At 70.4% G+C, this 23,431-nt stretch carries 21 protein-coding genes; 16 read left to right on the forward strand and 5 right to left on the reverse strand.

The features are described 5' to 3' along the window. Nucleotides 1-3: 3 nt before the first annotated feature. The 5 genes from prsK to ACO227_RS01365 are packed head-to-tail and all read left to right on the forward strand — an operon-like array spanning nt 4 to nt 7,255. The gene (gene prsK / locus ACO227_RS01345; RefSeq protein WP_423604657.1) at nt 4-2,040 is read left to right on the forward strand and encodes an XrtA/PEP-CTERM system histidine kinase PrsK; all 2,037 of its coding nucleotides are present in this window, start codon (nt 4-6) and stop codon (nt 2,038-2,040) included. After that, nucleotides 2,037-3,389, forward strand: coding sequence for a PEP-CTERM-box response regulator transcription factor (gene prsR, locus ACO227_RS01350; protein ID WP_423604658.1), 1,353 nt, complete (start codon nt 2,037-2,039; stop codon nt 3,387-3,389). Before prsK ends, prsR begins: the two co-directional genes overlap by 4 nt. Then, a complete protein-coding gene (locus tag ACO227_RS01355) occupies nt 3,373-5,496 on the forward strand; it encodes a tetratricopeptide repeat protein (RefSeq protein ID WP_423604660.1) in 2,124 nt (707 codons plus the stop codon). Before prsR ends, ACO227_RS01355 begins: the two co-directional genes overlap by 17 nt. A 59-nt stretch (nt 5,497-5,555) precedes the next feature. Next, nucleotides 5,556-6,365 (forward strand): ATP-binding protein, encoded by an 810-nt coding sequence (locus tag ACO227_RS01360; RefSeq protein ID WP_423604661.1) that lies wholly within the window; start codon nt 5,556-5,558, stop codon nt 6,363-6,365. Nucleotides 6,366-6,394: 29 nt separating this feature from the next. Continuing rightward, nucleotides 6,395-7,255, forward strand: coding sequence for a diacylglycerol/lipid kinase family protein (locus tag ACO227_RS01365; protein WP_423604662.1), 861 nt, complete (start codon nt 6,395-6,397; stop codon nt 7,253-7,255). Here the strand turns inward: ACO227_RS01365 and ACO227_RS01370 are convergent. Beyond that, a complete protein-coding gene (locus ACO227_RS01370) occupies nt 7,252-9,030 on the reverse strand; it encodes an ABC-F family ATP-binding cassette domain-containing protein (RefSeq protein ID WP_423604664.1) in 1,779 nt (592 codons plus the stop codon). The two genes, ACO227_RS01365 and ACO227_RS01370, sit on opposite strands and share 4 nt — an antisense overlap. 243 nt (nt 9,031-9,273) lie before the next feature. Between ACO227_RS01370 and ACO227_RS01375 the strand changes: the two genes are divergently transcribed. From ACO227_RS01375 to ACO227_RS01385, 3 genes are all read left to right on the forward strand, one after another. Continuing rightward, entirely contained in the window at nt 9,274-9,582 is a 309-nt protein-coding gene (locus ACO227_RS01375) for a hypothetical protein (protein ID WP_423604666.1), read from the forward strand. Nucleotides 9,583-9,605: 23 nt separating this feature from the next. Further along, complete coding sequence (locus ACO227_RS01380; protein WP_343521419.1) at nt 9,606-10,280, forward strand: response regulator transcription factor; 675 nt, start codon at nt 9,606-9,608, stop codon at nt 10,278-10,280. A 279-nt stretch (nt 10,281-10,559) separates the two neighbouring features. Next, complete coding sequence (locus ACO227_RS01385; protein WP_423607422.1) at nt 10,560-11,867, forward strand: sensor histidine kinase; 1,308 nt, start codon at nt 10,560-10,562, stop codon at nt 11,865-11,867. Between the two features lie 449 nt (nt 11,868-12,316). Here ACO227_RS01385 and ACO227_RS01390 read toward each other — a convergent pair whose 3' ends face one another. Then, entirely contained in the window at nt 12,317-13,306 is a 990-nt protein-coding gene (locus ACO227_RS01390) for an LLM class flavin-dependent oxidoreductase (RefSeq protein ID WP_423604667.1), read from the reverse strand. A 145-nt stretch (nt 13,307-13,451) separates the two neighbouring features. Between ACO227_RS01390 and ACO227_RS01395 the strand changes: the two genes are divergently transcribed. Both ACO227_RS01395 and dapD read left to right on the forward strand, forming a co-directional pair. Next, nucleotides 13,452-14,117, forward strand: a complete 666-nt coding sequence (locus ACO227_RS01395; protein WP_423604669.1) for a pyrimidine 5'-nucleotidase — start codon at nt 13,452-13,454, stop codon at nt 14,115-14,117. Continuing rightward, nucleotides 14,114-14,917: a 2,3,4,5-tetrahydropyridine-2,6-dicarboxylate N-succinyltransferase gene (dapD, locus tag ACO227_RS01400; RefSeq protein ID WP_423604670.1), complete on the forward strand. Its 804-nt coding sequence runs from the start codon at nt 14,114-14,116 to the stop codon at nt 14,915-14,917. The genes ACO227_RS01395 and dapD overlap by 4 nt, the downstream gene beginning before the upstream one ends. 9 nt (nt 14,918-14,926) lie before the next feature. On the opposite strand, the gene ACO227_RS01405 is transcribed toward dapD, so the two are convergent. After that, entirely contained in the window at nt 14,927-15,292 is a 366-nt protein-coding gene (locus ACO227_RS01405) for a winged helix-turn-helix transcriptional regulator (protein ID WP_423604672.1), read from the reverse strand. Nucleotides 15,293-15,423: 131 nt separating this feature from the next. On the opposite strand from ACO227_RS01405, the gene ACO227_RS01410 reads away from it, so the two are divergent. The 4 genes from ACO227_RS01410 (at nt 15,424) to ACO227_RS01425 (ending at nt 19,853) form a co-directional block, all read left to right on the forward strand. Then, a complete protein-coding gene (locus ACO227_RS01410; protein WP_423604674.1) occupies nt 15,424-16,413 on the forward strand; it encodes a zinc-dependent alcohol dehydrogenase family protein in 990 nt (329 codons plus the stop codon). A 136-nt stretch (nt 16,414-16,549) separates the two neighbouring features. Next, nucleotides 16,550-17,866, forward strand: coding sequence for an amidohydrolase family protein (locus tag ACO227_RS01415; RefSeq protein ID WP_423607423.1), 1,317 nt, complete (start codon nt 16,550-16,552; stop codon nt 17,864-17,866). A gap of 77 nt (nt 17,867-17,943) precedes the next feature. After that, a complete protein-coding gene (locus ACO227_RS01420) occupies nt 17,944-18,708 on the forward strand; it encodes a tryptophan 2,3-dioxygenase (protein WP_423604675.1) in 765 nt (254 codons plus the stop codon). After that, a complete protein-coding gene (locus tag ACO227_RS01425; RefSeq protein ID WP_423604677.1) occupies nt 18,705-19,853 on the forward strand; it encodes an aminotransferase class V-fold PLP-dependent enzyme in 1,149 nt (382 codons plus the stop codon). Before ACO227_RS01420 ends, ACO227_RS01425 begins: the two co-directional genes overlap by 4 nt. Here the strand turns inward: ACO227_RS01425 and ACO227_RS01430 are convergent. Both ACO227_RS01430 and ACO227_RS01435 read right to left on the reverse strand, forming a co-directional pair. Continuing rightward, a complete protein-coding gene (locus ACO227_RS01430) occupies nt 19,830-20,258 on the reverse strand; it encodes a CoA-binding protein (RefSeq protein WP_423604679.1) in 429 nt (142 codons plus the stop codon). The two genes, ACO227_RS01425 and ACO227_RS01430, sit on opposite strands and share 24 nt — an antisense overlap. Before the next feature lie 3 nt (nt 20,259-20,261). Further along, complete coding sequence (locus tag ACO227_RS01435) at nt 20,262-21,224, reverse strand: Mrp/NBP35 family ATP-binding protein (protein WP_423604680.1); 963 nt, start codon at nt 21,222-21,224, stop codon at nt 20,262-20,264. Between the two features lie 94 nt (nt 21,225-21,318). Between ACO227_RS01435 and hflK the strand changes: the two genes are divergently transcribed. Continuing rightward, a complete protein-coding gene (gene hflK / locus ACO227_RS01440) occupies nt 21,319-22,458 on the forward strand; it encodes a protease modulator HflK (protein ID WP_423604682.1) in 1,140 nt (379 codons plus the stop codon). Then, nucleotides 22,455-23,318: a protease modulator HflC gene (gene hflC / locus ACO227_RS01445; protein ID WP_423604685.1), complete on the forward strand. Its 864-nt coding sequence runs from the start codon at nt 22,455-22,457 to the stop codon at nt 23,316-23,318. Before hflK ends, hflC begins: the two co-directional genes overlap by 4 nt. Nucleotides 23,319-23,431: the final 113 nt, after the last annotated feature.

Consider the following 23,431-nt stretch of genomic DNA (forward strand, 5'->3'; position numbering starts at 1 on the left):
GTCATGGTCGCCACCTTGATCCTCTGGAGCCACGCGCTCGCGGCGCTGCTGTTCGGCGCGCTCGGCCTGTGGGCGCTGCGCCGCGCCGAGCCCGGGGTGCCGCGCAAGCCGCTCGCCGCCGCGCTCGCGCTGACCGCCTTGTGGGCGCTCGCCGTCGCCGGGATCGGCGAATCCGACCTGGTGACCAAGCTTGCCGAGGGCGCGCGCAACCTCGCCTGGCTCGGCTTCATGATCGTGCTCCACCGCCGCAGCGGCGCCGAACGCCCGCCCGCGGCGATCGGCACCGTCTATGGCGTGGTCGCGGTGGTGATCGTGATCGCGCTGGCGCTTCACGTCATCGCCGTCGCCGCGCCCGAGGTGACTGCCGACGCCACCCGCGCCGCCCTGCTGCTGCGCATGATGGTCGCGGTCGCCGCGCTCGTCCTGGTGCAGAGCCTGCACAGCGCGATCGCCACGCCGGGGCGCACCGGCATGCGCCCGATCGTGCTCGCGCTCGCCGCGATGTGGCTGGTCGACATCAACGTGCTCAGCGTCGCCTGGCTCACCGAGGGGTGGCCGATCGAGCTGGTCGCGGTGCGCGGGCTCGCCATGGCGCTGATTGCCGCCGCGATCGCCGCGGGGCTGCAGCGCCGCGGCGAATGGCCGATGCAGCTCTCGCGCACGGTCGCCTACCAGTCGCTCTCGCTGGTCGCGATCGGGCTCTATTTCGCGCTGCTCGCGCTCGCCACCACCGCGCTCGCCGCGATCGGCGGCGACAATGCGCGGCTGCTCCAGACCGCCTTCGTGTTCGGCTCGACCGCCGCGATCCTCACCCTCGTCTCCAGCCCGTGGCTGCGCGCCTGGATCAAGGTCAAGCTCGCCAAGCATTTCTTCCGCCATCGCTACGACTATCGCGCCGAATGGCTGCGCTTCACCGAGACGCTGGGCGAGCCCGAGGGCAGCGCCCCGCTCGACGAGCGCATCGTCAAGGCGCTCGCGGACCTCACCGACTCCCCCTCGGGCGTGCTGCTGGTGCCGCAGGGCGACGGACTCGGCGTCGGTGCCGCCTGGAATGTCGCGCGCGACGCGCTGCCCGCCGGCTATGGCCAGGACTGGCCGCAGGCGGCGCTCGACCCGGCGCTGATCCTCGAGCTCGACAATGACGAGGCATCCGCGGCAATTCCCCCTTCGATCCGCAGCTGGGAGCCCGCCTGGGTGATCGTTCCGCTCCCCCATCACAGCCGTCTCGCCGGAGCGATCGTGCTCGCCCGCCCGCCGGTGCCGCGCGCGCTCGACTGGGAGGATTTCGACCTGCTCAAGGCAGCCGGCCGCCAGCTCGCCAGCTATCTCGCCGAGGAACGCGCGCTGGAAGCGCTGGCCGAGGCCGAGCGGTTCGAGGAATTCAACCGCCGCTTCGCCTTCATCATGCACGACATCAAGAACCTGGTGAGCCAGCTCACCCTCGTCGCGCGCAATGCCGAACGTCATGCCGACAACCCCGCCTTCCGCGCCGACATGGTCGCGACGCTGCAGGATTCGGCCGGCCGCATGAACGACATGCTCGCCCGCCTCTCGCAGCATCACCGCGCCCGCGCGGAAGCGCCGGTCGCGGTCCCGCTCGCCCCGCTCGCCCGCCGCGTCGCCAAGGCGCGCCGCGCGCAGCACCCGGTCGAAGTGACCGTGGCCGGCGATCCGCTGGCGATCGCCGACCCGGCGATGCTCGAGACCCTGCTCGGCCATCTCGTCCAGAACGCGGTCGAGGCGAGCGCGCCCGACGCGCCGATCACGATCGCGGTCGATGCGCAGGGCCGCGAGGCGCGGATCGAGGTGATCGACCGCGGCGCCGGCATGTCGCCGGCCTTCGTCCGCGACAAGCTCTTCAAGCCCTTCGTCTCGTCCAAGCCCGGCGGCTTCGGCATCGGCGCGTTCGAGGCGCAGAAGCTCGCCGCCGAGATGGGCGGCCGGATCGAGGTGGAGAGCAGCGAGGGCAAGGGCTCGCGCTTCCGCGTGGTGCTGCGCGCGGCGGGCGGCGGCCATGGTGAAATCGGACAGGCGGCATGAGCGACAAACCCAAACTCCTGATCGTCGAGGACGATGCCGGGCTCCAGCGCCAGCTGCGCTGGGCCTATGAGGGCTATGAGATCCTGACGGCGGGCGACCGCGAGAGCGCGATCGCGATGCTCCGTGCCGAGGAGCCCGCGGTGGCCACGCTCGACCTCGGCCTGCCGCCCGATCCCGACGGCACCAGCGAAGGCTTCGCGGTGCTCGAAACCATTCTCGCGCTTAAGCCCGACACCCGCGTCATCGTCGCCTCGGGCCATGGCGAGCGCGAATCGATGCTCCGCGCGATCTCGATGGGAGCATGGGACTTCTACCAGAAGCCGATCGACATCGACGCGCTCGGCCTGATCGTCGCGCGCGCCTTCCATGTCCATGCGCTGGAGGCGGAGAATCGCCGCCTCGCCGCGCGCGCCGAGAGCGGCACCGCGCTCGGCGGGATCGTCACCGGCTCGCCCGAGATGCTCAAGGTCACCCGCACGATCGAGCGAGTCGCCCCGGCCGACGTCTCGGTCATGCTGCTGGGCGCCAGCGGCACCGGCAAGGAGCTGCTCGCCCGCGGCCTGCACGATGCGTCGCGCCGCAAGGGCCAGTTCGTCGCGATCAACTGCGCCGCGATCCCCGAGACCCTGCTCGAATCCGAGCTGTTCGGGCATGAGAAGGGCGCCTTCACCGGCGCGGTCAAGACCACCGAGGGCAAGATCGAGCAGGCCCAGGGCGGTACCCTGTTCCTCGACGAGATCGGCGACGTCCCGCTCCCGCTCCAGGTCAAGCTGCTGCGCTTCCTGCAGGAGCGCGTGATCGAGCGCATCGGCGGGCGCAAGCCGATCGCGGTCGACACCCGCGTGGTCTGCGCGACGCATCAGGACATCGACGCCATGGTCGCCGCCGCGACCTTCCGCGAGGACCTCTATTACCGCCTCGCCGAGATCGTCGTGCGCATCCCGAGCCTCGCCGAGCGCCCCGGCGACGCCGGCCTGCTCGCGCGGCACCTGCTGCACAAGCACGCCACCGCGATGAAGCTCGGCAACAAGAGCTTCGCGCCCGACGCGCTCGCCGCGATCGACGCGTGGCATTGGCCGGGCAACGTCCGCGAGCTCGAGAACCGCGTCAAACGTGCCGCGATCATGGCCGACGGCAAGCTCGTTACCGCTGCCGATCTCGACCTCGAATCCGCCGGCGAGGATGCCGGCCCGATCAACCTCAAGGCTGTGCGCGAGGCGGCGGACCGCCGCGCCATCGCGCAGGCGCTGTCGCGCGCCGACGGCAACATCTCCGGCACCGCGCGCCTGCTCGGGATCAGCCGCCCCACCCTCTACGACCTCATGAAGGCTTATGACCTCCAGCCCTGAACCCCGCCGCCGCCGCAGGAGCAGCAGCGCCGCCAAGCGCGGCGTGAACCTGCGCCGCATCGTCGTGTTCGCGCTGTGCATCGGCGCGTTCGGCGTCGCGCTGCTCGCGTTCGGCTCGGTCGTCACCGGCGGCCCGGACCCCGAAGCCGCCCGTGCCGCGCTCGCGCGCAGCGAAGCCTATCTCAAGGCGACCAACGCCTCGGCCGCGCGCAGCCAGGCGTTCAGCGCGGTGCGCGCCGATCCGCGCTGGGGCGAGGCACACCTCGCGCTCGCCCGAGCCTCGCTCGCGCTCGACGAGGGCATCGCGGGCGAAGCCGCGCTGCGCCGCGCGATCGACAACGGTATCGACGCCAAGCGCACCCATGCGCTGATGGCACACGCGATCCTTCTTCAGGGCGACCCGCGCCGTGCGATCGCCGAGAGCGAGAAGGCACTGGCTGAAAATGCGCCTGAGGCCGACCGCCTCTACGCGTTGCGCGTGCGCACCCGTGCCTATACCGCGGGCGGCAACCTCGCCGCCGCGCAGCAGGCCGCGCTCGCCGCGGTCCAGCTCGCCCCGCAGAGCGCCGATGCCTGGACCGAACTCGGCCGCTTCCGCTTCAATGCCGGCGACCTGGTCGGCGCGATCGAGGCAGCCGGCAAGGCGACCGCGCTCGACAAGGGCAATACCGATGCGCTGATCTTGCGCGGCGAGTTGGTCCGCGCGCAATACGGCCTGGTCGCCTCGCTGCCGTGGTTCGAGGCGGCGCTCGAGCGCGACCCCTATCGCCACGCCGCGCTGATCCAGTACGCCTCGACCCTGGGCGACGCGGGCCAGACCCGCGCGATGCTCGCGGCCACGCGGCGCGCAATGGAGGTCCGTCCGCGCAGCCCGCAGGCCTTCTATCTCCAGGCGGTGCTCGCCGCCCGCGCCGAGCAGTTTGACCTTGCCCGCGACCTGCTCCAGCGCGCCGGCAGCGGCGTCGCGGCGCTCCCCGGTGGCCTGCTCCTCGGCGGATCGCTCGACCTGCAGCAGGGCCGCTACGAGCGCGCGATCGAGAAGCTCCGCAACCTCGTCAGCCTCCAGCCGATGAACATCACCGCGCGCAAGCTGCTCGCCACCGCGCTGCTGCGTTCCGACGCCTCCAAGAACGGCATCGAAACGCTGCTCCCGGTCGTCGCCCGCGGCGATGCCGACGCCTATGCGCTCAGCCTCGTCGCACGCGGCTACGAACGCATTGGCGACCGCCAGACCGCCGCGCGCTATTTCGACCGCGCGGCCTCCCCGGCGCGTGACGGCGCCGCCTGGTTCAGCTCGGACGACGCGCTGCCGATGCTCACCGCCGCCGCGCAGCGCGCCCCCGCCGACGATCCGCGCGCCGCGATCCCGCTGATCCGCGGGTTGATCGACAGCGGCGACAAGGGCGCGGCGCTCGCCAAGGCGCAGGACATCGCGGCGCGCAACCCCGGCGCCCCCGCCGCGCACCTGCTCGTCGGCGATACGCTGATGCTGCTCCGGCAGCCCGCCGAGGCCGTGCGCTACTACAAGGACGCCGCCAGCATCCGCTTCGACGAGGCCGCGATGCTCCGCCTGGTCGAGGCGCTCGACCGTTCGGGCCAGCGCCAGGAAGCGTCGACCACGCTCGCCTTGTTCCTCTCGCAGAACCCGATCAACCTCGCCGCGCTGCGCCTCTCGGCGAGCTGGCAGGCGGCAGCGGGCGACTATGACGCGGCGATCGATTCGCTTGAAGCCGTCCGGCTGCGCACCGGCAATCGCGACGCCGGCCTGCTCGCCGACCTCGCCTTCGCCTATGCCGGCGCGGGCGAGCCCGAGCGCGCCGCGCACTATGCCGAGGCCGCCTATCTGCTCGCCCCGTCCAATCCCGCCGTGACCGGCGTGATGGGCTGGACGCTCGCCGAGAGTGGCGATGTCGAGGGCGGGATCGAGCTCCTCCAAAAGGCCGTCGCGATGGCCCCGAGCCACCCGATGCTGCGCTGGCAGCTCGCCCAGGCCTATGCCGAGGCCGGCCGCAATGCCGACGCCAAGGCGCAGGCCCAGGCCGCCATCGCCATCCCCGGCTTCACCGACCGCAGCGCCGCGGAAGCGCTGATCGCCAAGCTGGCATAGGGGCCGCCAAAGCAGACAGGCATTGCCAGGCGCGCGCGCTTTCCATAGCTCGCTCTGCCATGAGCGACCCGCTGGACCGCATCGCTGCCGCGCTCGAGCGGCTGGCTCCGCCGCCCCCGCCGGTGCCGGACCTCGCCGCGCACCCCGCCTATGTATGGCACCGCGGCTTCCTCCAGCCCGCCCGTGCCTTCGCCCCGCTCCCGCTCGACGAGCTCGTCGGAATCGACGCACAGAAGGCGACGCTCCTCGAGAATGTCCGCCGCCTCGCCAACGGCCTGCCTGCCCACGACGCGCTGCTGTGGGGCGCGCGCGGCACCGGCAAGTCGGCGCTGTCCAAGGCGGCCGTCGCCGCGGTTCAGGCCGAGGGCGGCAGGATTGCGCTGATCGAGGCCCAGGCCGACGCGCTCGATACGCTCCCAGCCCTGTTCGCGCTGATCGACGACGCGTCGCGCGCCTTCGTCATCTTCCTCGACGATCTCGGCTTCGACGCCGCCTCGGACGGCCGCGCACTGCGCTCGCTGCTCGAAGGCGGGGCCGAGGCGCGCCCGGCCAATGCCCGGCTGTTCGTCACCTCGAACCGTCGCCATCTGATCCCGCGCGACATCGCCGAGCAGTCGAGCGCGATCAACCCGCGCGACAGCATCGACGACAATCTCGCGCTCGCCGACCGCTTCGGCCTCAGCCTCGGCTTCCACGCGATCGATCAGGACACCTATGTCGCGATCGTGCGCACCTATGCGCAGGACCACGGCCTACCCTTCGACCCCGCCGAGGCGATCAACTGGGCGACGCGCCGCGGCAGCCGCTCGGGCCGCGTCGCCTGGCAATATGTCGTCGACCTCGCCGGCCGCTCGGGGAAACGGCTCTGACGACGCATCTGCCCGTCCCGCGCGAGGCGGTGCTGATCGTCAACGCCCGTTCGCGCCGCGGCGCCGCCCTGTTCGAGCGCGCGCGCCAGAAGATCGAGGCGGCGGGCATCCGCCTCATCGCGGCCCATCCGGTCCGCGATCCCGAGCTGCTCGACGATACCGTGCGCGACGCGATCCGCTCGGGCGCGCCGATGGTGATCGTCGGCGGCGGCGACGGCTCGCTCTCCGGCGTGGTCGACGACGTCGTCGGCAAGGACGTGGTGTTCGCGGTGCTCCCGCTCGGCACCGCCAACAGCTTCGCGCGCACGCTCGGCCTCCCGCTCGACCTCGACGGCGCGATCAAGGCGATCGCCACCGGCCGGTGCAGCCGCGTCGATCTCGGCATGATCGACCACGACTATTTCGCCAACGCCGCCGCGATGGGCCTTTCGCCGATGATCGGCGAGTCGGTGCCGCACGATCTCAAGAAATATCTCGGCCGCATCGGCTATCTCGCCTGGGCAATGTGGTGCTTCGCGCGCTTCCGCCCGTTCCGCGTGTTCGTCGACGATGGCGAGCGCACCCACCGCATGTGGGGCAGCGAGGTGCGCATCCTCAACGGCCGCTTCCATGGCGGGGTCGAGATGAGCGACAATGCCTGTGTCGAGAGCGGCGAGATGGTCATCCAGGTCGTCACCGGCCGCAACCGCTGGCGCCTCGCCTGGGACTGGTACGCCCGCTTCTTCCGCCTGCGCACCCGCGACCAGACCGTCCGCGAGTTCCGAGGGCCCGAGCTCAAGCTCGACACGAGGCCGCACCACCGCATCTCGATCGACGGCGAGGTGCTGGCACGCACTCCGGTGACGGTGCGCGTCGCCGAGCGCGCGATCGACGTGGTGGTGCCGGCTTAGCCCAGCCCCTCGGCCATTTCCGCCAGCTCCAGCCAGCGCAGTTCCGCCGCGTCCTTCTCGTCGCGCGCCTTGGCGATCCCCGCCATCAGGCGGTCGAACTTGCCCGGGTCCTTCGCGTACAGGTCCGGATCGGCCAGCGCCGCCTCGTCCCTCGCGATCGCCGCGTCCAGCTCCTCGATCCGCTTGGGCAGCAGGTCGTAGTCGCGCTGGTCCTTGTAGCTGAGCTTGGTCCGCGCCCTGGGCGCCTCCACGACCGGCGCGGCCTTGGCCGCCACCTTCTTCGCCTCGGGCCGCACCCGGCGCTTGGCCTCCCAGTCGGCATAGCCGCCCGCGACCACGTCGACGCTGCCCGACCCGTCGAGCCCCAGCGTCACGGTCACCGTGCGGTCGAGGAAGTCGCGATCGTGGCTGACGATCAGCACCGTGCCGTCATAGTCGGCGATCACCTCCTGCAGCAGGTCGAGCGTCTCGAGGTCGAGATCGTTGGTCGGCTCGTCGAGCACCAGCAGGTTGGACGCCCGGGCGAACTCGCGCGCCAGCAGCAGCCGCGAGCGCTCGCCGCCCGACAGCGTCCCGACCTTCGCCTCGGCGAGCGAGGGATCGAACAGGAACTCCTTCAAATAGCCATGGACGTGCTTCTTGACGCCCAGCACCTCGATCCAGTCGCCGCCGTCGGCGAGCACGTCGCGCACGGTCTTCTCGGGCGCCATCAGGCTGCGCTGCTGGTCGATGATCACGCCGTTGAGCGTCTTCGCGAGCTTGACCTCGCCGCTATCGGGCGCGAGCTCGCCGGTGAGCAGCTTGAGCAGGGTCGACTTGCCCGCGCCGTTCGCGCCGACGATGCCGATGCGGTCGCCCTTGGTGATGCGCAGGTTGAGGTCGCGGATGATCGCGCGGCCGCCATAGCTCTTCGACACCCCCTTGGCGTCGATCACCACCTTGGTCTGCGCGTCGTCCGACGCCGTCACCAGGTTCGCAGCGCCCTGCGGCCCCAGCATCGCTGCGCGCTGCGCCCGCATCTCCTTGAGCTTCTCCAGCCGCCCCTGGTTGCGCCGCCGACGCCCGGTCACCCCGCGCTGCAGCCAATGCTCCTCGATCTTGAGCTTGGCGTCGAGCCGCTGGGCGTTGCGCGCCTCCTCGGCATGGACTTGCTCGGTCCACGCCTCGAACCCGCCGAACCCGACCTCCGCGCGACGGATCGTCCCGCGGTCGAGCCACAGGGTCGAGCGCGTCAGCCGCGTCAGGAAGGTGCGGTCGTGGCTGATCACGATGAACGCGCCGCGATAGCGGTTGAGCCATTCCTCCAGCCACTCGATCGCGTGGATGTCGAGATGGTTGGTCGGCTCGTCGAGCAGCAGCACGTCGGGATCCATCGCCAGCGCCCGGGCGATCGCCCCGCGCCGCCGCTCGCCGCCCGACGCGGTCGCCGCCTCGCGGCCGAGATCGATGCCGAGTTGCCCCGCGATCGCCTCGGCCTCGTGCCGCGCCGGCGCGTCGTCGCCCGACAGTACATAGTCCATCAGCGTCGCGCAGCCGGTCATGCGCGGTTCCTGCTCCAGCATCACCACGCGCGTGCCCGGCTGGATCGTCCGGCGTCCCTCGTCCGAATCGATCTGCCCGGCGATCAGCCGCAGCAGCGTGGTCTTGCCCGCGCCGTTGCGCCCGATCAGCGCGAGCCGGTCGCGCGCGCCGACATAGAGGTCGAGTTCGCGGAACAGCCAGCCCGATCCCTGGATCAGGCCGAGCTTCTCATAAGACAGAACAGGGGCAGCCATGGGCCGCGCAGGTAGGCGGGCGGACGGCGCTGGGCAAGGCGCTTGATCTGGTCGGTCCGCTTCGCGGATGGGCGGCACCAGCCAGTGTAGCGGTCGGTCATGCGCCCGGCATGACCTGAACAGCGCGGGGCGCTGTTCACCGCACAACTGGCCGGTGCCGCACGGTTCAGCTTGCTGAACCCCATCACAAACACGCATTCATAAGCTATTCAACGGTTCGTACCTATGCCACTCCCCGTGAAGATGTTCGGATTGCTCTGTCTCGGCGCGTCGCTTGCCGCAGCCGCCATCCCGGCGCACGCTTCGCCGCAATCGCGGCGCAGCGACCAGGAGGCTGCGCGCGAGGGACGGATTCAAGGCCGATTGCTCTCGCTGCGCGAGATCGAGGCGCGCGTCGTGCCCGCGATGACGCGCAAGGGCGCCCAATATATCGGCTTCGACTTCGATTCGGGCACCAGCATTTACACGCTCAAGTTCCTGCGCAATGGAAGTGTCATCTGGGTGGATGTCGATGGCCGTTCGGGCCGGATCATGAGCCGGTCGGGCGGCTGACGCAGCCAACAAAGGAAAGACATATGCGCGTTCTGATCGTCGAGGACGAACCCAATCTCCGCAACCAGCTCCAGGCGACGCTGGAAGGCGCGGGCTATGCCGTGGACACCGCGGGCGACGGCGAGGAGGGCCATTATCTCGGCTCGACCGAGGCTTATGACGCGATCGTGCTCGACCTCGGCCTGCCCGAGGTCGACGGGCTGACGGTGCTCGACCGCTGGCGCAAGGAGGGCAGGACGATGCCCGTGCTCGTGCTCACCGCGCGCGACAGCTGGTCGGACAAGGTCGCCGGGCTCGATGCCGGTGCCGACGACTATGTCGCCAAGCCGTTCCAGTCGGAGGAGCTGATCGCCCGCCTGCGCGCGCTGATCCGCCGCGCCTCGGGCAACGCCTCGGCCGAGCTCACCGCGGGCGACATCCGCCTCGACACGCGCTCGGGCAAGGTCACCAAGGGCGGCGACCCGGTCAAGCTCACTGCGCAGGAGTATAAGCTCCTCTCCTACCTGCTCCACCACAAGGGCAAGGTGGTCAGCCGCACCGAGCTGATCGAGCATATCTACGACCAGGATTTCGACCGCGATTCGAACACCATCGAAGTGTTCGTGACGCGCATCCGCAAGAAGCTCGGCCCCGACGTGATCACCACGATCCGCGGCCTCGGCTACAGCCTCGAGGAACCGGCGGAGGCCGGTGCGTAGGCCAGCGCCACAAAATGCCGTCATCCCCGCGCAGGCGGGGATCCATTCTCGATGGCTTGTCGATAGAGCCGAATCGCCAGCGTCAATAGCTCCCCGCCTGCGCGGGGATGACGGAAACTGAAGATCGTGATTCCTCAATCCGGCCTCCCCTTCGGCCTGACGCTCGACCGCCGCTTCCCGTTCGTCCGCCGCGCGGCGGTGCCGGGGCCGTTCGAGCCGGGACCCGGCGACCCTGCCCCGCGCCCCTATGTCCGCACCACCGGGTCGCTCAGCCGGCGCATGATCCTGATCGCGGCGGCGTGGATCACGCTGCTGCTCACCGGCGGCGGCTTCGCGCTCGACCGCGTGCTGACCGGCGCGATCACGCGCAACTTCGACGACGGGCTCGAATATCTGCTGACCTCGCTGATCGTCTCGGCCGAGATCGATTCCGAAGGGCAGATCGCGTTCAACCGCCAGCTTTCCGACCAGCGCTTCCTCGAACCCTATTCGGGGCTCTACTGGCAGGTCTCGGGCAAGGGCTACGAACCCTTTCCCTCGCGCTCGCTCTGGGATCGCCAGCTGCGCATCGACCGCGCGCATCAGGACCAGGACGTCCACACCTACGATTCGGACCAGTTCCCCGACCACCGGCTCCGCGTGGTCGAGCGCGACCTCAAGATTCCCGGCTCGCCGGTGCGCTGGCGCTTCCAGGTGGCGCAGACGCGCGACGTGCTCGACGCGCAGATCGATGCGCTGCGCAAGACGCTGGTGCGCAGCTTCCTGCTCCTCGCCGCGGGCCTGATCGTGATGGCGGCGCTGCAGACCTGGTACGGCCTCATCCCGCTGCGCAAGCTGCGCCTCGCCATCCAGCGGCTGCGCACCGGCGACACGCCACGGATCGAGGGCGCGATGCCGGCCGAGGTCGCGCCGATGGTCGAGGAGCTGAACGCGCTCGTCGCGCACAACGACAAGCAGGCCGAGGAAGCGCGCCGCCACGCCGGCAACCTCGCCCATGCGCTCAAGACCCCGCTCACCGTGATCATGAACGCCGCCACCGCGGAGGCGGCGGACCTCCCCGCCACGGTGGTGCGCGAGGCGCGGACGATGCGCCGCCAGGTCGACCACCATCTCGCCCGCGCCCGCGCAGTCGGCCGCCGTGGCTCGGCGCACAGCCGTGCGCCGGTCTGGCCCAGCGTCGAATCGGTCGAGCGCGCGGTCGCCCGCCTCTACCCGCATGTCCGCATCGACACCGACGGACCCAAGGATCTGGTCGCGCACATCGAGCGCCAGGACCTCGACGAGATCATGGGCAACCTCGTCGAGAACGCCGCCAAGTACGGCGGCGGCAGCGTGTTCGTGACGGTCAGCGCGCAGGCCGGATTCGTCGAGATCATGATCGAGGACGACGGCGTCGGCATCCCCGAGGCCGATCGAATCCGCATCTTCGACCGCGGCGTGCGGCTCGACACCGGCAAGCCCGGCACCGGCCTCGGCCTCGCCATCGTCCGCGACGTCGCCGAGATCTACGACGGCACGGTGAGCCTCGAGGAGAGCGAAGACCTGGGCGGGCTGCTGGTCAGGCTCAGGCTGCCGGCGGCGGGCTAAGCGCGTAGATCGGCTCGAGATTTCGTCCAGGCGCAGCCGAAAAGCGGATCGTCGAGCACCGGAGCGCAGCGTACTTAAGGTACGTGAGCACCGGAGCGCAGAGGCTCGCGCTTTGCAGGCGCGCATGGGCGGAATATCGAGCCGATCTACCCCATCACGCCCGAGAACCGCCATCGCCCGGTCACCGGACTCAGCACCAGGTCGCAGCCGCAGTCACGGCATTTGGTCTCGAATTCGCCGCGTCCGGGACGGTCGCGGCGGCGCGGGCGGTGGATGCCGATATGGCACCGGATCCCGGCTTTGGTCGTGGCAGCCTTGGGCGGTGGCATCGCCGTCTGCTCCTCGTTCAGCCCCCTGAACGCGCCCCTGTCAGCGCGGTTGGTGCCCCCCGATCAAGGCAGCTTTCGGGCGGTGGCTTGGTCAAATAGGGCACTGGCCCGAAACCCGGCTCAAAGCCCCCGCATCGCCGCCGCGGCGATCGACAGGCTGCGCTTGCGGGCATCATGGTCGAAGATCGAGCTGACCAGCATCACCTCGTCCACCCGCGTCCGTGCGATGAACCCGGCCAGCCCGTCGCGCACTTTCTCGGGTCCCCCGATCGCGGTGCACGACAGCACCTGGTCGAGCATCGCCCGCGCCTGCGGCGGGATGGTGTCGAGATAGCCTTTCACCGGCGGCGGCATGCGGATGCCGGTGCCGGTCGTGCGCAGCGCGACGAAGGTCTGCTGCATCGACGTCGCGAGCAGCTCCGCATCCTCGTCGGTGTCCGCCGCGAACACGTTGAACCCGGCCATGGCATAGGGCTCGGCGAGCACCGCCGAGGGCCGGAAATGCCGGCGGTAGACGTCGAGCGCCTCGTCGAGCGACCCCGGCGCGAAGTGCGACGCGAAAGCATAGGGCAGCCCCAGCGCCGCGGCGAGCTGCGCGCCGTACAGGCTGGATCCCAGAACCCACAGTTCGGGCCGCGCCCCGCCGCCCGGCACCGCCGCAATACCGGTCTGCCCGTCGTCCGCGAAATAGCTCTGCAGCTCAATGATATCCTGCGGGAAGGCGTCTGCGCTGCTGTCCAGCGTCCGCCGCAGCGCCCGCGCGACCTTCTGGTCGCTCCCCGGCGCGCGGCCGAGTCCCAGGTCGATCCGCCCCGGGAACAGCGCGTCGAGCGTGCCGAACTGCTCGGCAATCACCAGCGGCGCGTGGTTGGGCAGCATGATCCCGCCCGCGCCGACGCGGATCGTCCGCGTCGCCGCGCCGACATGCGCGATCACCACCGCCGTCGCCGCACTGGCGATCCCCGGCATGCCGTGATGCTCGGCCACCCAGTAACGCGCGAATCCCTCCGCCTCGGCATGCTTCGCCAGGTCGGCGGCGTTGGCGAAGGACTGGCGGGCGCTCCCGCCCTCGACGATCGGGACGAGATCGAGCAGGGAATAGGCTGTCATGCGCCGCCAGATGGGAAGCGGATCGCGCCGTCGCTAGCCAAGCAAGGCTTGATCGCGCCCAATCAATTCCTCCCGGGCAGGAATGATCGCCCGAAAGCATTCCTATCCTTCCCTCCCCCGCCCCACTCCCCTAAACGCCGCCACGATGCTCCCCGAACTCGCCCATATCGACGCCTGGCTGTTCGACCTCGACAACACGCTCTACCCCAAGAGCGCGGACCTGTTCGCGCGCATCGACGCGCGCATCGGCGCCTATGTCGCGCGCGTGCTCGACCTCGACCCGGCCGAGGCGCACCGCGTGCAGAAGGGCTGGTTCATCTCGCACGGCACCACGCTCGCCGGGCTGATGGCCGAGCATGGCGTCGACCCGCACGAATATCTCGCCGACGTCCACGACATCGAGATGGACGTGCTCGAGCACGACGCCCCGCTTGCCGCCGCGATCGCGCGGCTGCCGGGCCGCAAGCTCGTCTTCACCAACGCCGACGCGCCCTATGCGCAGAAAGTGCTCGGTCGCCTCGGTCTCGCGGAAAGCTTCGAGGCGATTCACGACGTCCACGCCAGCAACTACGCCCCCAAGCCGCACCCCGACGCCTATCGCAGCGTGTGCGAGGCGTATCTGATCGACCCCACCCGCGCCGCCTTCGTCGAGGACATGGCGCGCAACCTCGCCCCGGCCAAGGCGATCGGCATGACCACCATCTGGGTCGACAACGGCTCGGAGCAGGCGCCCGATGCCGACCGCAGCTATATCGACTACACCACCCACGACATCCGCCACTGGCTGGAAACCATCCTGGAGCACGCATGACCGACCTCGCCGCCACGATCGACGCCGCCTGGGAAGACCGCGCCAACATCTCGACCGCGACCACCGGCGCGGTGCGCGAGGCGGTGGCCGAGGCGCTCAACCTGCTCGACAGCGGCGAAGCCCGCGTCGCCGAGCCCGTCGGTGACAACTGGCAGGTCAACCAATGGCTCAAAAAGGCCGTGCTGCTCTCCTTCCGCCTCAACGACAACGCCGTGATGGGCGGCGGCTTCGACAAGGTGCCGCTCAAGACCGCCGGCTGGGACGACGCCCGCTTCCGCGCCGCCGGCTTCCGCCAGGTCCCCGGCAGCGTGGTGCGCCACGGCGCGCACATCTCGCGCAACGTCGTGCTGATGCCGAGCTTCGTGAACATCGGCGCGTTCGTCGGCGAGGGCACGATGGTCGACACCTGGGCGACCGTGGGCAGCTGCGCGCAGATCGGCAGGAACGTCCACCTTTCGGGCGGCGTCGGCATCGGCGGCGTGCTCGAGCCGCTCCAGGCCGATCCGGTGATCATCGGCGACGGCGCGTTCATCGGCGCCCGTGCCGAGGTCGCCGAGGGCGTGCGCGTCGGCGAGGGCGCGGTGCTCTCGATGGGCGTCTATCTCGGCGCCTCGACCAAGATCGTCGACCGCGCGACCGGCGAAGTCCATCGCGGCGTGGTCCCGCCCTATGCCGTGGTCGTCCCCGGCACGCTCCCCGGCAAGGACGGCGGCCCCGGCCTCTATTGCGCGGTGATCGTCAAGACGGTCGACGCGCAGACGCGCAGCAAGACCGGGATCAACGAGCTGCTGCGCGACTGACGCCGCGGCTCAAGCGGCGAGATGATCCTCGCGCGCCGTCAGCTTGCGGCGGCTGAGCCAGCCATGGCCCCAGTCGCGCAGCCCCAGCAGCACCGGCTCGAGTGACCGCCCCTCCGCGGTGATCGAATATTCGACTCGCGGCGGCATCACCGCATAGACGGTGCGCTCGACCAGCCCATCCGCCTCCAGCTCGCGCAGCTGCTTGATCAGCATGCGCTGCGAGCAGCCCTTGAGCTCGCGCTGCAGCGCATTGAACCGCCGCGTGCCGCCGAGCAGGCGATAGAGGATCATCCCCTTCCACTTGCCGCTGATCAGGTTGAGCGCGGCATACAGGGTGCAGCCGGGCACCTGGTCATAGTCGTGCAGCTTCTGCATGGGCGTCCCCGGTTACATCGCGGGCACTATGTGAATCCGATTACCGTATTTTCAATTGCGGCCCCGCGCACATTTCCCCCGCTCCCGCCGCGCCGATCCCCGGTCCGGTGTCGCTCCAGGGAGTGGAATGCATGCCAAGACGCGTCGAATTCAACCAAATCGGAGGTCCGGAGGTGCTGCGCATCGTCGAGGCCGAGATCCCCGAACCCGCCGCCGGCGAGGTGCGCATCGCGGTCAAGGCGATCGGCCTCAACCGCGCCGAGAGCATGTACCGGACCGGCACCTACATCATCGACCCCGTCTTTCCCGCCCGGCTCGGCTCGGAAGCGGCCGGCATCGTCGATGCGGTGGGCCCCGGGGTCGAGGGTCTCGCGCCGGGCGACCGCGTCGCCGTCGTCCCGGCGTTCAGCTACCACGACTATGGCATGTACGGCGATCTCGTGCTCGCCCCCGCCCGCGCCGTGGCGAAGCTGCCGGACGCGCTCGGCTGGACCGACGCCGCTGCCGTGTGGATGGCCTATGTCACCGCCTGGGGCGCCCTGATCGATACCGCCGGCCTCGGTGCGGGTGAGACGGTACTGATCCCCGCCGCGTCGAGCAGCGTCGGACTCGCCGCGATCCAGGTCGCCAACCGCGTCGGCGCGGTTCCGGTGGCGCTGACCCGCACCTCGGCCAAGGCCTCCGTGCTCCGCGAACAGGGCGCCGCGCACGTCATCGCCACCGGCGAAGCCGATCTCGTCGCCGAGGTCGGCCGGATCACCGGCGGCACGGGCGCGCGCGTGGTGTTCGATCCGGTCGGCGGGCCCGGCTTCGCCCGGCTGGCGGCCGCCACGGCGACGCGCGGCATGCTCATCGTCTACGGCGCGCTCGACCCGCGCGAGACACCGCTGCCGGTCGGGCAGGTGCTCGGCCGCAGCCTGACGGTGCGGGGCTATCTGATGTACGAGGCCACGCAGGACGACGCCAAGCTCGCCGCCGCCAAGGCGTTCGTGCTCGACGGCCTCGCCAGCGGCGCGCTGCGCCCGCGCATCGACCGGACCTTCCCCTTCGAGCAGATCGTCGAGGCTCATCGCTATCTCGAAGCCAACGGCCAGGTCGGCAAGATCGTGGTGACGGTATAGCGCGAATGATCGGCGGATTGCGCGCCCTGGCGGCGTGCAATTCCGCTGTCGTCTTGGCCATATGCTGCGCTAGGCAATGCCGATGCGATCGCTTTGCCTTTCCGTCTGGCGTCACGCCGTCCTGATATTGTCGCTCATGTTCGCGCTGGTCCCGCATGCCGCCGCGCAACCCGTCAGCCGCATCGCCCTCGTCAACGCCAATGTCGTGCCGATGGACCGCGAACGCGTGCTGCGCGGGCAGACCGTGCTGGTCGAGAATGGCCGCATCGCCGCGATCGGCCCGCGCCTCGCCATCCCCGCCGGCACCCGCCGCATCGACGCGCGCGGCATGTGGCTCAGCCCCGGGCTCGCCGACCTGCACACCCATGTGCAGACCCGCGACGACCTCGCCATCTACCTCGCCCATGGCGTCACCACCGTCCTCCACATGGGCGAGGCGTCGAACGCGTTTGCCGGCCGTACGCGCATCGCCGCGAACACCGCCGCGATCCCGGCGCCGCACGTCTACACCGCGCTCGCGGTGGATGGTTCGCCGCGCTACGGCCATCTCGTCGTCACCACCGCGGAGGAAGCGCGCGCCGCGGTCCTGCTCGCCCGCGCCAACGGCTACGCCTTCATCAAGGTCTACAACAACCTCTCGCCCGACGCGTTCGCCGCGCTGACCGCCGCGGGCCGCGAGCGCGGCGTCCCGATCATCGGACACACCGTCACCGCGATGGGCGGGCTCGAGCGCCAGCTCGCCGCCGGCCAGCTGCTCGTCGCGCATGCCGAGGAGTTCCTCTACAGCCATTTCTTCGCGCCCGACGCCGATTCCGGCCAGCGCGTGCCCGACGACGGCGCGATCCCCGGCGCGGTGGCCATGGTCAGGCGCCACAACGCCTTCGTCACCGCCGATCTCGTCACCTACGGCACCATCGCCGAGCAATGGGGCAGTCCCGCCGCCGTCCGGTCCTGGCTCGCCAGCCCCGAGGCACGGCTCCTCTCGCCACGCTACCGGCTCGACTGGCCCAATGCCGGCTACGACAGGCGCGAAGGGGATCTGAAGCCCCGCGCCGCCTTCCTCGCGCGGCTGGTCAAGGCGCTCGCCGACGGCGGGGTGCCACTGGTCGCCGGCACCGACGCGCCGACCATCCCGGGCCTGTTCATCGGCACGTCGCTCCACCGCAACCTCGCGCTGCTCGAAGCCGCCGGCCTCACCCGCTACCAGACGCTCGCCACCGCCACCCGCAACGCCGGCGCCTTCATCGCCCGCGCCCGCCCGGACGAGGCCCCGTTCGGCACGATCGCCGTCGGCAGCCGCGCGGACCTGGTCCTCACCCGCGCCAACCCGCTCGACGACCTCGCCACGCTGCGCCGACCGGCCGGGGTGATGACGCACGGCACGTGGCGCGATCGCGCCGAGCTCGACGCGCTGCTCGCCCCGATCGCCGACCGCTACGCCGCGCAGCGCTGACGGCGCTTTCCTCGACCTCACCCCGGCTCTAGGGTCAGTTGCATGCGATACCATCTCGACCTGACCTGGCGGCCGGCATGAGCGGCGACATGACCTATGGGCGCTATCTCGCGCTCGACCAGCTGCTCACCGCCCAGCATCCGATCTCGGACGAGCATGACGAGCTGCTGTTCATCGTCATCCACCAGACCAAGGAATTGTGGCTCAAGCAGGCGATCGCCGAGCTCGAGGTGGCGATCGATCTCGTCCGTCGCGACCGGCTGGTCGAAGCGTATAAGGGCCTCGCCCGCGTCAGCCGCATCCAGGCGGTGATGACCTTGTCGTGGGAGGTGCTGACCACGATGACGCCGAGCGACTATACCCGCTTCCGCGGCGTGCTCGGCTCGTCCAGCGGCTTCCAGTCGGACCAGTTCCGCGCAGTCGAGACATTGCTCGGCCTGCGCGGCGGCGGGGTGCCGGGGCCGCTCACCACCGAGTTCGCCGCCAGGCCCAGCCTGTGGGACGAGGCCAATGCCGCGCTCGCCCGCGCCGGCTTCGACTTGCCCGAAACCGCGCTCGATCGCGACTGGGCCAGGCCGTACAAGCCCAGCGCCGAGGTCGAGGCCGCCTGGACGCAAGTCTATCGCGACCCGTCGCGCTGGTGGGAGCTCTACCAGCTCGCCGAGAAGCTGGTCGATATCGACGACGCGCTCGCCACCTGGCGGCACAAGCATGTCCTCACCGTCAGCCGCGTGATCGGCATGAAGCCCGGCACCGGCGGCACGCCCGGCGTGCCCTATCTCGAATCGACCTTGGCTAAGCGCGCCTTCCCCGAGCTCTGGACGCTGCGAACATTGCTTTGACCTACAAGCACCTCTTCCAGCGCGCGCTCGCCGCCGCGCCCGACCGGCTGCACTTCGCGGCGCACAGCCATCACCTCTGGCCCGACGCCTCGTGGCTCGGCCATCAGGCGGCGTGGGACGACGGCGTCCGCCTCGCCGATCACAAATGGGGCCGGGTGATGGGCGAGATCCTCCCCGCCGCGCAGCGTCATGTCGCCGACGAGCTGCGCCTGCCCGATCCTTCCTCGATCGTCTTCGCCGGCAACACCCACGACCTCCTTCTGCGCATCGTCTCCGCGCGCAGCGAGCACCCCGTCCGCATCCTCACCAGCGACGGCGAGTTCCACAGCTTCCGCCGCCAGTCGCAGCGCTGGCTCGAATCGGGCCGCGTCACGCTCGACGTCATCCCCAACGGCGAAGGCTTCGCCGCGCGCTTCCTCGCCGCGGCCCGCACCGGCGGCCACGACCTGGTCTTCGTCAGCCAGGTGATGTTCGAGAGCGGCGCGGTGTTCTCGCCAATCGCCGAACTCGCCGAACTCGCCCGCCCCGACGGCCCCTGGGTCGTGATCGACGGCTATCACGGCTTCATGGCGATCGAGAACGATTTGTCGGCGGTTGCCGACCGCATCTTCTACGTCGCCGGCGGCTACAAATACGCCATGGCCGGCGAAGGCGCCGCCTTCCTCCACTGCCCGCCCGGCTTCGGCGCGCGGCCCGAGATCACCGGCTGGTACGCCGAGTTCGCCGATCTGGAGAAGGCCCCCGGCCGCATCGGCTATGCCGCCGACGCGATGCGCTTCATGGGCTCGACCTTCGATCCCAGCGGCCTCTACCGCTTCGTCGCCGTCCGCGACATGCTCGCCGCCGAGGGAATCACCACCGCCAGCGTCAACGCGCACATCGCCCCGCTCCGCGCCCGGCTTCTCGAAGGCCTCTCCGCGACGCCGCTCGCCGAAGCGACGCTGCTCAACCCCGGCGGCGACCCGCGCGCCCGCTTCCTCGCCTTCCGCTCGCCCAGCGCGCCCGCGTGGAAGGCCGCGCTCGAAGCGCAGGACATCGTCACCGACGTGCGCGGCGACGTGCTGCGCATCGGCTTCGGTCTCTATCACGACGAGCGCGACGTCCGCCGCCTGGTCGCGGCGTTAGGCGACCTTGGCGACGCCTAGCCGGGGGATCTCGATCGCCGGGCAGCGGTCCATCACCACCTTGAGCCCCGCCATCTCGGCGCGCTCGGCGGCTTCCTCGTTGACGATGCGCAGCTGCATCCACACCGCCCTGGCGCCCACCGCGATCGCCTCGTCGACCGCCTCGCCAGCCGCCAGCGGCCGTCGGAAGATGTCGACGATGTCGATCGGCTCGCCGATATCGGCCAGCGCGCCGAACACATATTCGCCATGGACATGCTCGCCGACGATCTGCGGGTTGACCGGGATCACGCGATAGCCCCGCCCCTGCAGGAAGTTCATCACCCCATAGCTCGGCCGGTTGGGCCGGTCGCTCGCCCCGACCATCGCGATCGTCCGCGCGCCTTCGAGCAGCGCCTTGATGTCCTCGTCACGGGTCAGCGGCATGATCTAGCCTCCGTTCGCGGTGATCCAGTCGTGCACCCGGCTGGCTATCGCAGTGAACGCCGCCGCCTCCGGCCCGTTCCCCGCCGCCGGCGGCGTCCCCGCGTCCGACGCGGTGCGAATCGCGATGTCGAGCGGGACGCGGCCCAGGAACGGCACTCCGAGCCTGCCCGCCGCCGCCTCCGCCCCGCCCTGGCCGAACGGATCCGAGACCTCGCCGCAATGCGGGCAGGCATAGCCCGCCATGTTCTCGATCAGCCCGATCACGGGGATTCCCGCCTTGGCGAACAGGTCGATCGCCCGCGTCGCGTCGATCAGCGCCAGGTCCTGCGGGGTCGAGACGATCACTGCCCCCGCCGGCCGGTGCTTCTGGATCATCGTCAGCTGCACGTCGCCCGTGCCGGGGGGCAGGTCGAGCACCAATGTGTCCGCCGCGCCCCAATGCGCGTCGACCAGCTGCCCCAGCGCCCCCGCCGTCATCGGGCCGCGCCACGCGATCGCCTGCCCCTCCGCCACCAGCCCGCCCATCGACAGCAACGGCACGCCATAGGGCGTCGCCAGCGGCACCAATTTCTTGTCGTGCGCCTCGGGCTTCCTGCCCTCGATCCCCATGATCTTGGGCTGCGAGGGACCGTAGATGTCGGCATCGACCAGCCCCACGCGCCGCCCCAGCCGCGCCAGCCCGATCGCCAGGTTGGCCGCGACGGTCGACTTGCCCACCCCGCCCTTGCCGCTCGCCACCGCGATCAGCTTGCGGCTCACCCGCTGGCTGGTGCGCGCGATCCGCACCTCGTCGATCCCCGGCAGCGCCGCCGCGGCGCGGATATCCGCCTCCAGCGCATCCTGCGCGCCCTCGGGCAGCCCCGTCACGTCGAGGATGATGCTCGCGCGATTGCCCTCCACCCGGACGGTGGCGCGCCCCGCGGCGACGGGGGCGAGAACGGCTTCGAGCGCGGCTTTGTCGGTCATGACGCGCCAGATAGGCCGGGTTTTCGCCAAGCGAAAGCCGCACCAAAACACCGCGCCACTGTAAATCCGCGGATCGCCCCCTATAAAGGCTCCCATGAACTTGAGCGGCTGGATCGCACGCGCTGGCGTGCTGTGGAACGAGAGCAAGGGGCCCTGGGGCGGCGGCGGTGCCGGCGGCAAGGGCGATGATTCCGGCAAGGGTGGCGGCGACGGCGGCAATGGCGGCGGCCCGCGCAACCCCTGGGCCTTCCCGCCCGAGGGCAAGCGCCCCGGCCGCGCCAGCGTCACCAGCCTCGACGATTTCCTGAAGCGCGCGCGCAAGGGCGGCGGCGGGGGCGGCGGCGGCCTCCCCACCGGCATCCCGGGCAAGCCCGTGATCCTCGCCGGCATCGCGATTCTCGTCCTGCTGTGGATCGCCTTCACCAGCTTCCACGTCATCGCGCCGGAGCAGCGCGGCGTGGTCGCGCTGTTCGGCAAATATTCGCGCACGCTCGATCCCGGCATCGGCATCACCCTGCCCGCGCCGATCCAGAGCGTGAAGAAGATCGACGTGCAGGCGATCCGCACCGAGGATTTCCCTGCGACCGCGGGCGAGAATCTGATGCTGACCCAGGATCAGAACATCGTCGACCTCGCTTACTCGGTGCGCTGGGACATCCAGAACCCCGAGGATTTCGTGTTCCAGATCGCCAATCCCGAGCAGACCGTGCGCGCGACCGCGGAGAGCGCGATGCGCGCCGCCGTCGCCGGGGTGACGCTCAACGAGGCGATCGGCCCGGGCCGCACCGTGGTCGAGGCGCGCGTTCAGCAGGCGACCCAGGCGATCCTCGACGAGTATAATTCGGGCATCCGCATCCAGGGCGTGGCGATCCGCAACGCCTCGGCGCCGGGCGCGGTGGACGAGGCGTTCAAGCAGGTCACCGCCGCGCAGCAGGAGGCCGAGGGCGCGCGCAACCAGGCCCGCGCCTATGCCCAGCAGATCATCGCGCTGGCGCAGGGCGAAGCCGCCCAGTTCGACAAGATCTACGAGCAGTACAAGCTCGCCCCCGAGGTGACTCGCCGCCGCCTCTATTACGAGACGATGGAGTCGGTCCTGGCCAAGTCGAACAAGACGATCGTCGAGGCGCAGGGCGTCACCCCCTATCTGCCGCTTCCCACCCCGCGCGGGGGGACGGTGCAGCCGCAGGTCCAGCAACAGGCCCAGCAGGCCCAGCCGCAGGGAGGCGCCCAGTGAGCGGCATCTTCACCCGCCCCGTCCTGTTCGGCGGCCTCGCGCTCCTCGCCTTGTTCCTGCTGCTCAACACGATCAGCATCGTGCCCGAGACCAAGCAGGCGGTGATCCTGCAGCTCGAGCAGCCGGTTCGCACGATCAACCAGTATCAGCGCGGCGAGCAGTTCGGCGTCACCACCGGCGCCGGCCTCATCGCCAAGGTGCCGTTCATCCAGCGCATCGTCTGGGTCGACAAGCGCGTGCTCGACATCGATCTCGAGAACCAGCCGGTGCTTTCGACCGACCAGCTGCGACTGGAAGTGGACGCCTTCGCCCGGTTCCGCGTCGTCGATCCGCTGCGCATGGTGGTGACCGCCGGCACCGAGAGCCGCGTCGCCGACCAGCTGCGCCCGCTGTTCGGCTCGGCCCTGCGCGCCGAGCTCGGCAAGCGCCCCTTCGCCTCGCTGCTCAGCCCCGAGCGCACCGCGGTGATGGACAATATCCAGGCCGGCCTGCAGCGCTACGCCAGCCAATATGGGGTTCAGATCGTCGACGTGCGCATCAAGCATGCCGACCTGCCCGACGGCAGCCCGCTCGACTCGGCGCTGCAGCGCATGCGCACCGCGCGCGAGCAGGAGGCGACCACGATCCGCGCCAACGGCCAGAAGGACGCGCAGATCATCCGCGCCGACGCCGACGCGCGCGCCGCGCAGATCTATGCGACGAGCTTCAACAAGGACCCGCAATTCTACGATTTCTGGCGCGCGATGCAGTCGTACCGCACCACCTTCATCGGCGATCCGCGCCAGAAGCAGGGCGAGACCTCGATCATCCTGTCGCCCGACAACGACTATCTGCGCGAGTTCCGCGGGCGCGGGCGTTAGGATCAGTCGACATGCAGCGCGGGACAGCTTCATTCCTCCCCCCGGAGGGGGAGGGGGACCGCCGCAGGCGGCGGAGGGGTGGGTTTCCACACCACCAGCGGCATCGGATGGGG

Origin of the sequence: Sphingomonas sp. MS122, assembly GCF_049532975.1 — a bacterium.
Classification (GTDB): Bacteria; Pseudomonadota; Alphaproteobacteria; order Sphingomonadales; family Sphingomonadaceae; genus Sphingomonas.

Excerpts from the sequence above, each read along its gene's own strand:
- ACO227_RS01395 (WP_423604669.1), top strand. The coding sequence starts at position 13,452 with ATGCTCCCCGAACTCGCCCATATCGACGCCTGGCTGTTCGACCTCGAC.
- ACO227_RS01385 (WP_423607422.1), top strand. The coding sequence starts at position 10,560 with ATGATCCTGATCGCGGCGGCGTGGATCACGCTGCTGCTCACCGGCGGC.
- ACO227_RS01405 (WP_423604672.1), bottom strand. The coding sequence starts at position 15,292 with ATGCAGAAGCTGCACGACTATGACCAGGTGCCCGGCTGCACCCTGTAT.
- ACO227_RS01430 (WP_423604679.1), bottom strand. The coding sequence starts at position 20,258 with ATGCCGCTGACCCGTGACGAGGACATCAAGGCGCTGCTCGAAGGCGCG.
- ACO227_RS01410 (WP_423604674.1), top strand. The coding sequence starts at position 15,424 with ATGCCAAGACGCGTCGAATTCAACCAAATCGGAGGTCCGGAGGTGCTG.
- ACO227_RS01380 (WP_343521419.1), top strand. The coding sequence starts at position 9,606 with ATGCGCGTTCTGATCGTCGAGGACGAACCCAATCTCCGCAACCAGCTC.
- dapD (WP_423604670.1), top strand. The coding sequence starts at position 14,114 with ATGACCGACCTCGCCGCCACGATCGACGCCGCCTGGGAAGACCGCGCC.
- ACO227_RS01360 (WP_423604661.1), top strand. The coding sequence starts at position 5,556 with ATGAGCGACCCGCTGGACCGCATCGCTGCCGCGCTCGAGCGGCTGGCT.
- ACO227_RS01390 (WP_423604667.1), bottom strand. The coding sequence starts at position 13,306 with ATGACAGCCTATTCCCTGCTCGATCTCGTCCCGATCGTCGAGGGCGGG.
- prsK (WP_423604657.1), top strand. The coding sequence starts at position 4 with ATGGTCGCCACCTTGATCCTCTGGAGCCACGCGCTCGCGGCGCTGCTG.
- ACO227_RS01375 (WP_423604666.1), top strand. The coding sequence starts at position 9,274 with ATGTTCGGATTGCTCTGTCTCGGCGCGTCGCTTGCCGCAGCCGCCATC.
- prsR (WP_423604658.1), top strand. The coding sequence starts at position 2,037 with ATGAGCGACAAACCCAAACTCCTGATCGTCGAGGACGATGCCGGGCTC.
- ACO227_RS01415 (WP_423607423.1), top strand. The coding sequence starts at position 16,550 with ATGTTCGCGCTGGTCCCGCATGCCGCCGCGCAACCCGTCAGCCGCATC.
- ACO227_RS01435 (WP_423604680.1), bottom strand. The coding sequence starts at position 21,224 with ATGACCGACAAAGCCGCGCTCGAAGCCGTTCTCGCCCCCGTCGCCGCG.
- ACO227_RS01370 (WP_423604664.1), bottom strand. The coding sequence starts at position 9,030 with ATGGCTGCCCCTGTTCTGTCTTATGAGAAGCTCGGCCTGATCCAGGGA.
- hflK (WP_423604682.1), top strand. The coding sequence starts at position 21,319 with ATGAACTTGAGCGGCTGGATCGCACGCGCTGGCGTGCTGTGGAACGAG.
- ACO227_RS01355 (WP_423604660.1), top strand. The coding sequence starts at position 3,373 with ATGACCTCCAGCCCTGAACCCCGCCGCCGCCGCAGGAGCAGCAGCGCC.
- ACO227_RS01420 (WP_423604675.1), top strand. The coding sequence starts at position 17,944 with ATGAGCGGCGACATGACCTATGGGCGCTATCTCGCGCTCGACCAGCTG.